The sequence below is a fragment of the SAR202 cluster bacterium genome (assembly GCA_009392515.1).
GTDB lineage: Bacteria > Chloroflexota > Dehalococcoidia > Lucifugimonadales > UBA6952 > UBA6952.
Genome location: VFGE01000037.1, coordinates 23,334 through 39,520 on the forward strand (window position 1 = coordinate 23,334; position 16,187 = coordinate 39,520).

The 16,187-nt window shown below is 31.4% G+C and carries 14 protein-coding genes; 6 read left to right on the top strand and 8 right to left on the bottom strand.

The window, feature by feature from the left end; genetic code table 11:
- The first annotated feature begins 10 nt into the window (after positions 1-10).
- Genes FI695_05750 through modB form a run of 4 tightly spaced genes read left to right on the top strand, consistent with a single transcriptional unit; the run spans position 11 to position 5,088 of the window.
- Positions 11-2,839 carry a 4Fe-4S dicluster domain-containing protein gene (locus tag FI695_05750; GenBank protein MQG51465.1) on the top strand — a complete coding sequence of 943 codons (2,829 nt, stop codon included), beginning with the start codon at positions 11-13 and terminating at the stop codon, positions 2,837-2,839.
- A gap of 12 nt (positions 2,840-2,851) precedes the next feature.
- Positions 2,852-3,475: a histidine phosphatase family protein gene (locus tag FI695_05755; GenBank protein MQG51466.1), complete on the top strand. Its 624-nt coding sequence runs from the start codon at positions 2,852-2,854 to the stop codon at positions 3,473-3,475.
- Positions 3,476-3,511: 36 nt separating this feature from the next.
- A complete protein-coding gene (modA, locus tag FI695_05760; GenBank protein MQG51467.1) occupies positions 3,512-4,288 on the top strand; it encodes a molybdate ABC transporter substrate-binding protein in 777 nt (258 codons plus the stop codon).
- 8 nt (positions 4,289-4,296) lie between these two features.
- Entirely contained in the window at positions 4,297-5,088 is a 792-nt protein-coding gene (modB, locus tag FI695_05765) for a molybdate ABC transporter permease subunit (protein MQG51468.1), read from the top strand.
- Here the strand turns inward: modB and FI695_05770 are convergent.
- Genes FI695_05770 through FI695_05785 form a run of 4 tightly spaced genes read right to left on the bottom strand, consistent with a single transcriptional unit; the run spans position 5,085 to position 9,210 of the window.
- Positions 5,085-5,447 (bottom strand): hypothetical protein, encoded by a 363-nt coding sequence (locus FI695_05770; protein MQG51469.1) that lies wholly within the window; start codon positions 5,445-5,447, stop codon positions 5,085-5,087. The genes modB and FI695_05770 overlap by 4 nt on opposite strands.
- A gap of 18 nt (positions 5,448-5,465) precedes the next feature.
- Positions 5,466-6,569, bottom strand: coding sequence for a hypothetical protein (locus FI695_05775; GenBank protein MQG51470.1), 1,104 nt, complete (start codon positions 6,567-6,569; stop codon positions 5,466-5,468).
- An 18-nt stretch (positions 6,570-6,587) separates the two neighbouring features.
- Complete coding sequence (locus FI695_05780) at positions 6,588-7,160, bottom strand: DinB family protein (GenBank protein MQG51471.1); 573 nt, start codon at positions 7,158-7,160, stop codon at positions 6,588-6,590.
- Positions 7,108-9,210, bottom strand: a complete 2,103-nt coding sequence (locus tag FI695_05785; protein ID MQG51472.1) for a thioredoxin domain-containing protein — start codon at positions 9,208-9,210, stop codon at positions 7,108-7,110. The genes FI695_05780 and FI695_05785 overlap by 53 nt, the downstream gene beginning before the upstream one ends.
- Before the next feature lie 172 nt (positions 9,211-9,382).
- Here FI695_05785 and selD point away from each other — a divergent pair, with 172 nt between their 5' ends.
- Positions 9,383-10,357 (top strand): selenide, water dikinase SelD, encoded by a 975-nt coding sequence (selD, locus tag FI695_05790; protein ID MQG51473.1) that lies wholly within the window; start codon positions 9,383-9,385, stop codon positions 10,355-10,357.
- Between the two features lies 1 nt (position 10,358).
- Positions 10,359-10,784, top strand: a complete 426-nt coding sequence (locus FI695_05795) for a M67 family metallopeptidase (protein MQG51474.1) — start codon at positions 10,359-10,361, stop codon at positions 10,782-10,784.
- Here FI695_05795 and leuB read toward each other — a convergent pair.
- The 4 genes from leuB to ligA all read right to left on the bottom strand — a co-directional run.
- Positions 10,774-11,877 carry a 3-isopropylmalate dehydrogenase gene (gene leuB / locus FI695_05800; protein ID MQG51475.1) on the bottom strand — a complete coding sequence of 368 codons (1,104 nt, stop codon included), beginning with the start codon at positions 11,875-11,877 and terminating at the stop codon, positions 10,774-10,776. The two genes, FI695_05795 and leuB, sit on opposite strands and share 11 nt — an antisense overlap.
- Before the next feature lie 42 nt (positions 11,878-11,919).
- On the bottom strand, positions 11,920-13,968 hold the full coding sequence (locus FI695_05805) for a hypothetical protein (GenBank protein ID MQG51476.1): 2,049 nt from the start codon (positions 13,966-13,968) through the stop codon (positions 11,920-11,922).
- Entirely contained in the window at positions 13,937-14,503 is a 567-nt protein-coding gene (locus FI695_05810; protein MQG51477.1) for an aminoacyl-tRNA hydrolase, read from the bottom strand. The genes FI695_05805 and FI695_05810 overlap by 32 nt, the downstream gene beginning before the upstream one ends.
- Before the next feature lie 55 nt (positions 14,504-14,558).
- Positions 14,559-16,187: NAD-dependent DNA ligase LigA (gene ligA, locus FI695_05815; protein ID MQG51478.1), on the bottom strand; the 1,629-nt coding region annotated here is incomplete at its 5' end.

Genomic DNA, 16,187 nt, shown 5'->3' on the forward strand with positions numbered 1-16,187 from the left:
GGAGAAAATAATGGTAGCAAATGGTCAAGAAATAACTATCACAATAGATGGGAAAAATATAACAACATCCCCTGGTAAAACTGTTCTTGAAGCTGCACTAGATTCACAGATATATATTCCATATTTATGCTACCACCCGGGTATGAAACCTTTTGCTGCTTGCAGAATGTGTATGGTGAGAGAAGAAGTAGAAATGGAAGTAGACCAAGATGGTCAAAAAGTAAAACAAAAAGTATTAAGACCTGCTACTGCATCATGTGCCTTGCCAGTTCGTGATGGGATGGTAATTAAATCTAATACTGAAGAAATACGAGAATTGCAAACAGACATAATGGAAATGGTTATTGCCGAACATCCACATGGTTGTCTTACTTGTCATAGAATAGATTTATGTGGACCTGGAGATATCTGTTTACGTCATGTATCTGTAAATGATAGATGCGTAACTTGCCCTAAAAATGAAAGGTGTGAATTAAAAGACACCGTAAGATTTCTCGGTATGGATATAAATTCTCCTCTGAATTACCAAACACGTAATCTCCCAGTAGAAAATGGCGATCCTTTTTATGATCGAGATTATAATTTATGCATTGTTTGTGCACGATGTGTCAGAGTCTGTGAGGAAGTACGTGGTGATAATGCAATTACTTTCCTTGAAAGGGCAGGGCAGTCTCTTGTAGGGACAAGCAATGGAACAAGTCTTATGCAATCAGGATGTGAATTCTGTGGTGCTTGTATAGATGTTTGCCCAGTTGGAGCTCTAGTAGAGAGGGATAATAAATGGGAAAAAGCTACAAATGTTGAAAAAACGATTTGTAATTTATGTCCTGCTGGATGTCAACTTAATTTTGAATTCAATCAACGTAATAAAATGATCCGTGTTATACCCGAATTAAATTCTCCTGTTAATAAAGGACAAGGATGCTTTAGAGGTAAATTTGGTTCAGATTACGTAAATAAAAAAAGAAATACTACTCCAAAAGTTCAAAATAATGGAATATTCACTGAAATTGAATTAGATAAAATTATTAATGATCTTTCAGGTAGAATCGAAACTATGAGCCCCGATCAAACAGTGTTCTTAGTTGCTCCTAATATTTCCAATGAATCTGCTTATGTAACGCAAAAGTTTGCACGATCAGTTCTAAAAACTAATAATATAATAACTGATACTGATATCTCTTCTCAATATATAGAACCATTAATAAATAGATTGGGATTTGCAGCTTCTACAAATACTATTTGGAATATTGAAAAGTCTGATTGTATTCTCGTTATAAACGCGAATATTACTGAAGAATACAATTTATTAGGTTTACCTATCAAAAGTGCACAACGTAATGGAAGTAAACTTATTACAATTGACTCTAGAGAAACTGAGACAACATCATTTTCAGATAAATGGATCAGACCTAAACCAGGTTCAGAAACAATACTTCTACAATCTATTATTAAAAAAATGATCACTTTAAAAAAGACAAATCTTGATGAAATATTTCAAGAGATTACTCCTCTAGAATACATAGAGAACTTATCAAACCTTTCTGATGAAACTATTACTCAACGTACTGGTATTTGTTCGAACGATATCGATGCAATTACTAGCGAATTGTTCAATGCAAAATCAATTTCATTAATTTACGCATCTGATAATATTCTGTTCCCACATCTTAATAGCTATGTTAATAATATAATTGATTTAACTATAGTGTCTCAAAACGTATTTGTTGAAAATGGAGGGATTTATCCATTATCTCAAGGTAGCAACCAACAAGGTATTATAGATATGGGGTGTAGATCTGAAGTTTTACCAGGGCATCAATTAGTAAGTAATCAAGAATCTGTAAATAAAATTTTAAATACATATGGTTCGGATAACTTTAATACAAATCCAATTGATTATAATAAATTTGTCGATATGCATAGAAACGCTTTGGTAAAAAATATATTTATAGTTGGAGACATTGAGTCATTTTCAGAAAACCATATAATATTCGATGAGAAACTTCGAAATAATATTGATAATTTGATAACTATAAATCCATCCCCATCTGAAAAACTAAATCAAATTAGTGATTATATTGTACCCACAACACTACATACTGAAGAAAGTGGTACCTTTACAAATTTGGAGAGAAGAGTCCAAATATCTGATGCTATTATACCGACCTCAGGCAATGTTCTTCCAATCTGGAATGTTCTTTCAATAATTGCTTCAAAACTAAGTAATAAAACATTTAACTATAACAATTCTTCAGATGTTATGAACGAAATATCTTCACAAATTACACAATATAAATCAATTTCATATGCCAAATTAAATTCTAATGCAAAAGTAATTTTGAAACCCGCAGAAGATAATCCACTACCAACACAATTGTTACATTCAGATCGTATCTTAATAGGTTTATGTTGGCCAGCCGAAATTAATGTTAATGAGTTAAAAATAACTTCTCTTAGTAATTGTGAAGATATAAAAAACGAAAATGATATATTGAAATTAATACCTGGGAGAGTTTTGTCGCTTGAAGGCACTGAAATTGAAACAAATCCATTTACTAATAAAAATAAAGTTATTTACGAAAAAATATTGACTATTTCATTGGACGATGCTACCAATCTATCCCTTTCACCTGGAGACAGAGTGAACATTTCATTTAATGATGTTGAAACTACTGCGGAAATCAAAATAGATCCAAACTGGCACAACGGATTTGTATCCTGTACGGATTTATTTGCAGAATATATCTCAGAATTAGAAGAAGATAAAACATTTAACCCTATGCTAAAACCTGGTAAATTACATTACCAAAATGTATTAATAACAAAAATTAACTAATGATTGATTATTATGAATTGGATTATTGTTAGACATGCAGAAAGTAATTGGAACAAAAAAGGTATATTTCAAGGACAGAAAAACCCTAAATTAAGTTCTAATGGTTTAATTCAAGCTTCTAAAATACATCTAGGGCTGAGAAGTTTGTCAATTGAGCATATATATTCCAGTGATTTAGAAAGAGCTAAGAAAACAGCAACTATTTTGAATACTACGTTAAATCTACCACTCGAAACAACTGAAAATATTCGTGAAATAGGATTTGGAGAATGGGAAGGGTTAAAAAGAAACGAAGTAGAGTCTAAGTATCCGTACGAATATGAACAATGGATAAACAAAGGTCTTATACTTGAAAATATTAAAAATGCGGAGAATTTAGATAATTTAATAACTAGACTGACTCAGTTTATTGCTGATGTTAAACTAAAACACTCAGATGGCAAAACTGTATTAGTAGTCTCGCACGGCGGGACAATACGCGTTTTGGCTAAAATGCTTTTAGGATTACCTATAGATCAAACCATTTCAATGTCAACTAATAATGCTGGGATTTCTATCATCGAATCATCTCTTACTAAGAATAATAGTCGACCTACTATTCATCATTGGAATCAAATTACTCATCTTGTAAGTTGAGGTGAATTTAATTATTTTGTCTGATAAACTCAGCTAATGAAATATATTTATATTCTTTTATTAGTTGTCATCTTTTCATTAGGAACAGCTTGTAATAAACCTACTACTACTACTACATTGAAAATATATGCGGCTTCTTCATTAATGAATGTCCTAAACGAATTAACTGAAAACTATGAAAATAATTCGCCTCATACTATTTTGATTTCATTTGCTGGATCTTCTACATTAAGACAACAAATTGAATACGGAGCTAACCCAGATATATTTATTTCTGCAGATCAAATACAGTTTCAAAAAGCTCAAGATTTAAACTTATTAGATAAACAAATTTACAAACTCGCAGATAATAAATTAGCAATTATTACCAATAATCCTGATATCAAAACACTTAATGATATTATTCAAAACAATATAACAATCGCTGTAGGTATGAATGAAGTACCTATAGGAAATTATACTAATCAACTACTAAACAATATTAATAAAGAGATCCAATACGTGAATAATTATTCGGATTTATTCAATAAGAATGTAGTGTCTAAAGAGCGTAATGTTAAAATGGTAGTATCAAAAGTGTTATTAAAAGAAATAGACGTTGGTGTAGTTTATCAAACAGATTTTGAGGCTGTAATTAATAATCAAATGTATAAAATAAATATGCCTGAAAATATTAATATAATAACTTCTATATATGCAGGTATACTTGAACAAACCTTAAACCGTTCATTCTCAAATGAGTTTTTGGATTATATTTCAAGTAACGACACAAAGCACATATGGTTAAAACATGGTTTTATTACCCAAGATTGATATTGTAAATGAATAAAAATAAATCTATATATTTTCTAAATATTAAATATATCCCACTGATTATTTATGTTGGGTTCATATTATTACCTATATTGGTATTATTATTTAATGCGTTTACTAATAATAATGTTATAAATGCAATTAGTAACCCGATAGTTACTTCGGCATTGTTTTTATCATTAATAACAAGCTTCATTGCAATAACAATAGTAATATTTATTGGTATACCTGTTGCCCATATAATTACTAAAAGTGATTCTAAATTGATTAAATACATTGACTACACTATAGAATTACCAATTATATTGCCGCCAGTAGTTGTTGGATTTGCAATGCTTATGACATTTGGGAAAAATGGACCAGTCGGTCAATATCTTATAGATTTTGGAATTTCGATTCCTTTTACAACTATTGCAGTAATCTTAGCTCAAATTTTCGTGGCTTTTCCCTTCTTTCTAAGATCAGTGCGACTCGGATTAAGTAATATCAATACCGATTACGAAGATATTGGTAGTAGCTTAGGATTCAACCCAATAAAGCGTTTTGTTTATATTAATTTACCACTCGCTTGGAAATCAATAATTAATGGAGCGGCATTAGGTTGGGCACGTGCAATTTCAGAATTCGGTGCAACTTTGGTATTTGCTGGTAATCTAACTGGAGAAACCCAAACTATGCCATTAGCTATTATTTCTACTATGGAATCAGACTTTGAATTAGGAATAACGCTATCTGCAATTCTTATTCTAATATCAACACTGGTTTTAATACTGTTAGCAAGATTAAGATACAATACCTAAGCATCGTATGGATCAATTGTATTAATATCGTCTTTTATCCTTCGTTTATCTCTTCTCAAGCTTAAGAAACTCATGTAACTCATTATAGTTAGTATTAATGAAGCAATTGCATATATATATAAATCCTCTTCAGCTCCTGATTGTACTTGAAATGCAGAGTATCCACTAATTAGTATAAAAACAACCATTGAAACTCTAGGCAAAATAACAACTAATAAAGAACCGATTGCTACTCCTAAAGAAATAATAATTTCATTTTGAGGAAATTCAGTATCAGTTATAAAATATGGAGCAATTTCCTGAATGCCTATCATTACAGCCATAAAAGCTCCTATAAATAATGTAATAAAACGAATCATAATAACTCCTTATATTAATTACAGTACATCTTTCATAAATACCAAGGCATTATTGCCAGCAATTTTGTATATCTCTTCATCTTTATATCCTCGTTTAATTAATCCACGGATAATGTTTTTTCCATCGGCAGGGGATTCTAAACCATCCATATATGGTGCAACAGGTGTAGCAGGACCAGTCATGTTTAATGAAGCAAAAGCAACATGGTCGCCAATCAAAGTATCGGTACCTATACCTACATGGTCTATGCCAACCAAATTGACCATATAATCGTAGTGGTCTAAAACGCATTCGATCGTTTGCTCTGGACCGTCACATATTTGATTTGGTACAGCGGTGATACAAATTAATCCTCCATTATCTGCGCATGCTATCAATGCATCATCTTTAGTACTTCTAGATACAGGGGTTAAGGTGTGCGCAAAATTATGGCTAAATATCACTGGTTTTTCTGAGTATTGAATAGTATCTAATTTAGTTTGATGGCTTGCATGAGCTAAATCTATTATCATACCTAGTTTATTCATTCTTTCTACAACATCTATACCAAACTCACTTAACCCAGTATCGGTTCGTTCGTAGCATCCATCTCCTATATATGTTCTAAATGAGTAAGTTAAACCTGCCATTCTTATTCCCATGCTATACAATACATCAATCAGATATAATTGATTACCTATTGCCAGATGTTCAACTGTAGGGAAGAAACCTAGTTTATTAATTGAATTTGCTTCTTTTATATCATGAGGTGACTGAACTACTACAACCTCACTATTATTGTTTATATCAGTAAACATAATACCAATTTCTTCTAACATTAATTGGAAGTCTCCTGCTGAGGGATGACGTTTTGTAATATTTCCTCTGAATCCATTAGCTGTACAAACAGTTGACCATCCACCAGCTTTTGCAGCCTCATAACCCCATGTGTATTCACCAGTGCTGAGATACTCTTGTAAACGAGTCATATCTTCCGTCATAACTATTGGATGTTCATGTAAGTCAATCATTATAACGTTATTCATTATTTCAAGGAATCGTTCTTCTTCTTTGGGAGTTAATTCAACAATTAAAGAATTAATTCTACCAACTTGTTTTGATAATTTTAATCGTTCCTGCATAATATCTCCCCTCAATAATTAATGAGTACCTTCTCTAACTAACAGCGGATCCATTCCTTGCATACCTCTCAAAAAATTCATTTCGCCTCGGTGTCCATTAAAATGGCCTAACATATGTAGGGAGATGGATTCATCGATTTGTTCTGTGCCATTTCGAGCTTTTACCTCTTTTGAAAGATCTTCATCAGTTAGTTGATCTAATAATTCAGCGGTAGAATCCCAAACAAGTTCTTGATATTTGATAAAGTTTTCCATACTAGTGATAGTAACTTTTTGTGCATCATCATCAGATTGACCGTTACCATTACCATCAAATGGTAAACCAGTTTTTTGGGCCCATTCTTCATTCCAGATAGGTTCAGTTTCTTTAATTCTCACATTAACAATCATGTCTTCAACTCTAGTTGTGTGCCATAGACACCATGCTATTGAATGACTGCCAAAATCAGGTACAAAGTGTATTTGTTCGTTCGTACCATTACAAGCATCTCGTAAAGCTCTGTGGACAAATGCAAGACTCCATTTTATATGTTCTATTCTACTCATTAAAACTCTCCTTAATATAAATCCATTCATTAGAGATTTTATCATATGGTTTTGATATTTTATCAATAAGCTTTCCCAAGTCGGTTAATGGTTCATCGCAAATGAAATTGCTACAATAATACCCTGTAATGTTATGATCTACTATAGTTTTCCCTGTATATAATGGGTTTTCCTGTAAATTCGGTAATTCAAATTGATTTATACCAGAAATTAAAAGATAAGGATGGAAAAATTGATTTAGATCTGATGCTAAACTTAAAATCTGAGTCGAGCGTTTTGAAAATTTTGGGTAAGAAATAATTAATTCATTAGGTTTTTGTTGTGTTGCATTAATATAAGAGAGCCAGTTGGTAAATGATAATGAAGATTTATCGATTAAATCAATAACAGATGTAATATTTAATTCAGATATTGTTTTATAAGATTCATTGTTGAACATTATTGAAAGTTTATTTAATACGATAGAAGACATTGAATGAGCTGATGGAATGACTCCATCATGCGAGTCTCTTGGCCTAAATATTAAATCCTTTTGAATATTCGAGGTGTCATAAAAACGACTAGATTCCTTATCCCAGAATAGTTCTATCATAGTTGCTGAGAGACTTCTTGCTTTTTCAATCCAAATATAGTCTAGAGTTATTGAATGAAGGGTAATGAGAGTATCTAATATATAGACATAATCTTCTAAATATCCATACGAATTCGAAAAATTGTCTGTATGAATTAAAAGATTATCTTTCATAAGATTAGTTAAAATATATTCTGTATTTTTAATTGCAATATCAAGATAACGTGTGCCGAGAAAAATCGATGCTTTTGCAAAACTTTTGGCCATCATAGCATTCCATGATGTTATGATTTTAGTATCTGTAGATGGCTTTACACGTTTATTTCTTTGCTGGTACAAAAGATACCTACATTCTTCTATAATACTTGAGAGATTTTCTGGCGCGATGTTAAGTTTAGTTGATAACTCATAATGGTCTTGTTGTATGTGTAAAATATTGGTACCTTCGAAATTTCCATTCTTTTGAACCCCATAATATTCACAAAATATTTTACTGTTATCTTTGCCTAATATTTTTTCTATTTCATCTAATTGCCAAGTGAAATATTTTCCCTCAACGCCCTCTGAATCAGCATCTTGGCTAGAATAAAATTCACATGAATCGCCTGTCATTTCTAATATTATATAATCTAAGGTTTCTTTAACTATTCTTAAGTATTGTGTGTTTTTTGTGATTTTATATGCATCAACATATACTGAAGATATTAGGGCATTGTCATATAACATTTTTTCAAAATGAGGTACAAGCCAAAATGCATCAGTGGAATATCTATGAAACCCACCACCAAGTTGATCGTAAATCCCCCCACAAGCCATACCATTCAGTGTCTGGAGAACCATATCTAAACAATCATGATTTTTTGTCGAATAAAAGATTTCTAGCAAATAATTCAAAATAGTTGGTTGAGGAAATTTAGGAGCTGCTCCAAAACCACCATAATTTTTGTCATAGTGATTTCGGATTTGAACTATAGACGTATCAATGACATTTTGAATATCTATTGAATTGAATTGGATATTATCGTTTTCAAAACTTATATGGTTGGTTAATTTGTCTGCCAGGGGTGCTATTTCATCATATTTATTATAAAAAGCATTTTTCATAGCTTCTAAGACTTGTTTAAAACTCGGCATGCCATGGCGTGGTTCAAATGGGAAATAGGTACCAGAAAAGAAAGGTTTTTTATCTGGTGTCAAGAACACAGTCATGGGCCATCCACCATGGCCATTTTGTGCTAATACAGCTTGCATATATATATTATCAATATCAGGTCTTTCTTCACGATCAACCTTAATATTAATAAAATATTTATTCATCAATTCGGCAGTTTCAATATCTTCAAAACTTTCCTTTTCCATAACATGGCACCAATGACACGAAGAATAACCTATACTGAGCAATATAGGCTTATTTTGACTTTTTGAGGCTTCTAAAGACTCCTCTCCCCATGGATACCAGTCGACAGGATTTTCAGAATGTTGTAATAAATAGGGACTTGTTTGATTTGCTAATCTATTTGGCATAACAATAAAACACTTTATACAAATATAATTTTCTAGTATTCTTAGTATATACTAGACTTATTTTTGAAACATTCATTTTTGAGGAATTGAATATATGAAATATGATGATTCGGCAAAATTAACGCATATGTCTCATTGCGCTGGTTGAGCTGCAAAATTCAGTCCAAGTGACTTGGAGCAAGTTTTGCTTCATATACCACAATCTAAACATTCATCCCTATTAGTAGGAATGGAAAATAACGATGATGCTGCTGTTTATAAATTGACAGAAGAAACAGCTATAGTTAAGTCTTTAGATTTTTTCCCTCCAATAGTAGACGATCCTTACTACTTTGGTTCAATTGCAGTAACAAATGCATTAAGTGATATCTATAGTATGGGCGCTACTCCACTTGTAGGTTTAAATATTGCATGTTTTCCTAAAACTATGTCTAAGGATATTATTGGCAAAATTCTCCTTGGCGGATATGAAAAAGCCAATGAAGCCGGTGTTGTAATTGCAGGAGGGCATACCATAGATGACCCTGAACCCAAATATGGTTTAGAAATAACAGGCATTATTAAACCTGGTAATGAAATCACTAATAATAATGCTAAGTCTGGGGATAAGTTAATTCTAACCAAGCCTCTTGGAACCGGAATTATTACGACTTCAATGAAAAATGGCAAACTAAAAAATGATAGTTCAGTGATATTAAATGCTATTAATGTAATGAATACTCTTAATAGGGATGCTTCCATAGTTATGACACAAACGGGAGTTAATAGTGCAACTGACATAACTGGTTTTGGATTGTTAGGCCATCTATATAACATGCTTAAATCAAGCAACAAATCTGCTAAGCTTATATATAATTCTATCCCTATAATAAAAGGAGCAATCGAGTTAGTTAAAGAAAATACTCCTGGTGGAACAGTAAGTAATAAACAATCACTTGAAGAACATATAATCTTTGATGAATCTATACATAATGATGAACAAATCTTATTATATGATGCCCAAACTTCAGGAGGATTACTTATAAGCGTTTCATCTAATAAAGCAGAACAACTGATTTTAGAAATGGTAAATTATAATATAGACGCTAAAATAATCGGTGAAGTAATAGATAAGGATACAAAATCTTCAAAGATAATTGTGGGTTAAAATGAAAAAAATACACGTTCAAATTGAAATTATAGATGAAATGATCAAACATTCAATAGAAGAAAACCCTAACGAATGCTGCGGACTAATCGGAATTAACTCCAATCAAGCACAAAATGTTTTTAAAATGACTAATATTGATAAAAGTCCATATCGATACAGAATGGATCCCAAAGAACTATTAGACACACTAACCGAAATCGAAACTGACAGTGGTAAATTATATGCTATTTACCACTCCCATACACATTCAGAAGCATATCCATCAGCAACTGACGTACGTATAGCAACATGGCCTGATGGTACATCTGTATGGCCTGAAGTCTACTACTTTCTTGTTACTCTACAAGATATTACTAATCCAAATGTTAGAGCATTTGAAATAAATGATGGGGAAATATCAGAAGTTGATATAATTAAGAAGTAGTTGCTAATTGAATTATTTTATTTGCTAATTCTTCTGTAGTTACAATCTGCTCTTCTTCTTTCCCTATATCTGCAGTTCTATATCCTTGTGCTAATACTGCATCAACAGCATCTTCGATCTTTCTCGCTTCCTCGGGAAGACCTAAAGAATACCTCAATAATAGTGCAACACTCAAAATTGTTGCAATTGGATTAGCTTTTCCTTGTCCTGCAATATCTGGAGCAGTGCCATGAATTGGTTCGTATAATCCTTTTGCTTTTATTGACCCATCTGCTGAAGGTATACCTGACAAGCTCGCAGAAGGCAGCATCCCGAGAGATCCAGCTAGGACTGAGCCTTCGTCAGATAATATGTCTCCAAAAGTATTTTCCATTACCATCACATCAAATTGACGAGGGTTTTGAATTAATTGCATAGTACAACTATCTACAAGTTGGTGTTCTAATTTTACGTCTGGGTATTCAGCACTAAGTTCAATAGCTATTTGACGCCATAATCTTGAACTTTCTAAAACATTTGCTTTATCAACAGAGGTTAATTTTTTATTTCGTCCTCTTGCTAACTCAAAACCTACTCGTAATATCCGCGTGATTTCCTTTTCAGTATATTTAAGTGTATCTACAGCTACTCTACCTCTTGAATTAGTCCATTGTTTTTTCGGTTTTCCAAAATATAGACCTCCAGTTAGTTCTCGAATCATTATCAAATCTATATCATCAACGAGTTCTGATTTTAAAGGTATAGAATCTTTCAAAAAAGAATATGATTTAACAGGTCTTATATTTGCGTAAACTCCAAGAGCTTTTCTAATAGCTAAAAGTCCATCTTCTGGTCTCACTTTTGCGGTGGGATCGTCCCATTTTGGCCCACCAACTGCTCCAAACAAGATAGCATCAGCTTTGCTACTTTTTTCCGCAGTTTCTGGTTTTAGGGCCACACCATAACTATCTATTGCAGCACCACCAATTATATCCTGTTCAAAGTTAAATGTATGACCGGATTTCTTTGATATTGCATCAAGTAATTTGACACCTTGTTCGACGACTTCTGGGCCAATTCCATCGCCAGGTAATACCATAACATCGAATTTCACGTAGTTCTCCTTTAAAATAATTATAGAAATTTGTATGTAAATTTATACCGTATATTGTAGATTAATGCTAGTGGAATATTCGCCTTCAAAATCGTTACACTGCAGCATTATATATACTTGTTCATCTTTATTAAAATCATAATTTACCATCTCCGTAGAAACTATAGGTATACTGTCTTTTACAATCATTCCTTTTTCATCAGTATTATGAATAACATTTAAGATACACAATGGGGGAATCATATCGGTATGATTTTTAAAACCTTCAAGGTAGATTTTACTTGGATTGATAATATTTGCTTCTTTACTTATTAATTTAATATCTTTTACATAGAAACCTTTATTATTAACCGAATCATCTGTAACATATTCAAACCTGATAAGGAGATTGTCCATAATAGGCAAATTACCAATTAATACTTCTTCATTAATCCAATCATTTACTTTGTTGGTGTAATGAGAACCCAAACCATAAAAACTAGAACTTTGAGAATTCATTGCAGGAGTAGATAATATCTCCCATGAACTTCCTCCGTCTTTAGATATTTCAAGATAAACAAGATCAAATCGATCTTCAATTTCAAAATAGGTATCAAAAGACAAAGAATAATTATTCAGGTCATTAATTGCGAACTCAAAAGTTATCATATTATCAATAAGATCACCGTTGCCACTCCACCATATTTCATTATTGTTATTTATTATTTCATTACTCATTTGTATAGAAATATTTTGTGGATCTAAGACTTTATAAAATTGTAACGATAAAGGCAACATTTCTATTACTTGAGACTCTGTAAGATCATTTACAGTTGTGGTATTAATAAAATCATCATAAAAATGACACTTTTCTATAAGACAATTTAATATAGCCAAACCCCATTCTTTTAATAAGTCTTCGCTATTATTCTGATAATGATGATTTGTTTTTAAATAATGAATAATACCTTCGATCGATTCATTTGGGTACTGTAGTAATTCATATAAATTTAATGTATCAAATCTATCTTGAAGATATATGAAAAACAAAGTGAAATAACCATACTGCTGCAAACTTGGATTATTCAAATTTGACAATGATATTGGTCTAGAAAAAATATTAGAATCTAATTCTTTTTGCAAACCTACAGAATGAGTAATTAATTCAGCAGTGCCTTCTTTTATCCATGAATTAGAATAGGAATTAATTTGGGATTGATATAAATGAGTTAATTCATGGGTAAGCGTAGATAAGAAGGATTGTTCTCCATTTTTGATTTGATCAATGTCAATGAAAATTATATCGACTTCATTGCTTCCGTAGTGTACATCAATTGGATAGTTGTTAGAATGAGAATAATAACCAGCTATTCCTGGATTTAAATTTGTTATGACTACATAAGTATATGAATTCATAGCAGTTTTATTAAAAACATTACTTATAAAAGGTTGTATATCTGTGTTAAATTTTTGAATCCATTGATCTAAAGATTCTGTATTTACATCTTTAACATACTGATTTTCAATATACCAACAATAACGACTATCTCTTAGGTCCTTAGAAATAACTTGTTTTGCAATGATTGGTCGTACTATATATTCATTAATATCAATAACTAAAAATTTTTCGTTGTTTTTAATTTCACATTTCTTATTAGGAATTAAAAATTCTGAACCTGGGCGGTTGATTTGAATATTATTTATTCTATTTATTAAGTTATTTAAATCTAAGCTACTGGGTTGGATTTTAGTTATATTATTAATCGATCTAAATTCTTGGTTTATAAGATACTCAGGAACCCCCCAAGGTTGAACCAATAATGGATATTCCTGAACAGGTTTTTTTATCTCTAGTGATTCAATGGTTGGAACAGAAATGATATTGGATACAGGGGAAGGAGTAGAAATAATATTAGCTGTAGGAAAAAGAATAGACGTATCATCTTTTAAAGTATTTTCAGTAAGAATGTTTTTTTGAATACTTTGAGTAGGAATAGGATTAGAAACATTAGTATCCTCGGAAATGTTTATTTCAGATGTATTGCAAGATATGAGAAATAGTAAAGCGAATATTATATAATTATTTATTAATCGAATTTCCATTATACTCATTCATTGCTACATCAAAGCCATTAGATAATATACTGTAAATCACTCGTGGTATTGAATTAATTACTTCTTCAATTATTTCCTGTTCTTCAGTTCTAAATTTACCTAACACATAATTAATCGTATTTTCATTTCGATCTTGACTAATCCCAATGCGTATTCTTGCAAATTCATTAGTACCTAGTTCACTAATAATAGATTTGATACCGTTATGACCTCCAGCACTACCATTTTTCCTAAGTCGTATTTTGCCAACTGGTAAGTCTAAATCGTCATATATAACCAGAAATTGAATGTTCTTTCCAAGTTTAGAATGGAATTGTTTTAATGATTTACCACTATTATTCATAAAAGTAGTCGGTTTAATTAAATATATTTCTGTTTCTTGGAAATGAAATGAATCCCATTCAGCTGAATTAGAACTCTTTTTAAGGTTTAATTCGAATTCTTTTGATAATTTATCAATAACATCGAATCCTATATTATGACGGGTGCGATTATATTTTTGTCCAGGGTTACCTAAGCCAACAATAAGCATTTTATTATTTTCAGAATTTACTGGGTTTTTACGAAATAATTTATTAAAAAACATATTAAAGCATCTCTAATAATTCTTGTTCGGTAATAATTTTAACATCTAATTCTTTTGCTTTAACCAATTTAGAACCGGGATCTTCACCCGTAATCAGGTAATTAGTAACACTGGAAACATTGTTAGTTACTTTCCCGCCATTACTATTTATTATTGATTCAAAATCAGATCTAGTATGATTGGCCAATCTTCCTGTAATAACAAAAGTTAATCCCAATAAACTATTTGATTGCTTTTCAATGTTATTAGAATCTGTATTTAGTCCTAGACGATTAAAGCGTGTTATCTGATATCTATTATTTTGATTAGAAAAATAACTACAAATGCTTAATGCGATTTTTTCACCAATACCAGGAAATGTAGTAAGTTCTGATTCTTTCATTTCAAAGAGATCAAATATATTATTAATATTGCGAGATAATATACTGGATACTTCAGAGCCCACAAATTTAATTCCTAAGGCTGATATTAAAGAATAAAGAGGTCTTTGTTTAGAGTCTTGAATAGATGCTAATAAATTATTTGTTGAAATTTGCTTGAATCCTTCGAGAGCTATTACCTGATCAAACGTTAATTCATATAAATCAGCAGGAGTATTTAACAAATTTGATCTTATTAAGGATCGTATGGTTTCTTCACCTAGGCCTCTAATATCCATACAATTTTTACTTACAAAATGAATTATATGGTTTTCAAATTGATCAGGACACTCTGAATTTATACAGTAATAATTAACATCATCTGAATACTTATATATTTGAGAGGTACATGCAGGGCATTTTGTAGGCATTGTAAAAATCTGTTCATTTCCTGTTCTTCTTTCCAAAACTGGACCCAATATTTGGGGTATCACATGACCTGAACGACGTATATATACAAAGTCATTAACACGAATATCTTTTTTAAGTATGTCATCATAATTATGCAATGTAGCATTTTTAACAGTTACTCCACCAATAGTTATAGGTTCTAATTCAGCAAAAGGATTCAAACTGCCAGTTCGGCCAACATTTATACCTATTTGAATTAATTTTGTTATTTCTGTTTTTGCAGGGTACTTGTAAGCTATTGCCCAACGCGGTTCTCTAGCAACCGATCCTAATATACTTTGTTTTTGATAAGAATTTACCTTAATTACAATACCATCAGTATCGTAATTAAGGGAATTTCGCATCTCTGTCCAATAAGCATAATAATCAGAAATCTCCATAACTGAGGTTACAACTTTTCGATGTTCGTTAATGCTAAATCCTTGAGTTTTTAACCAATCTAATGTTTCGCTATGAGTTTGATATTCATGAATTCCATTATTAGTGGCAATCGCATAGATAAAAATATCGAGAGGGCGATTTGCTGTTATTTCTGGGTCCAGTTGCCTCAGAGAACCTGAAGCAGTATTTCTAGGATTTGAATATGGTTGTAATCCTTGTGATTCTCTTTCTTTATTAAAGTTATGAAACTGATCTAAAGGGCAATAAACTTCTCCTCGAATATCAATCAGAGAATTATTATTAGATTTAATATTGTCCGGTACATTTTTTAGAGTTTTTATATTATTAGTTATATTCTCACCAATAATACCATTACCTCTTGTAGATCCAGTAGTTAACAAACCATTTTCATATATTAT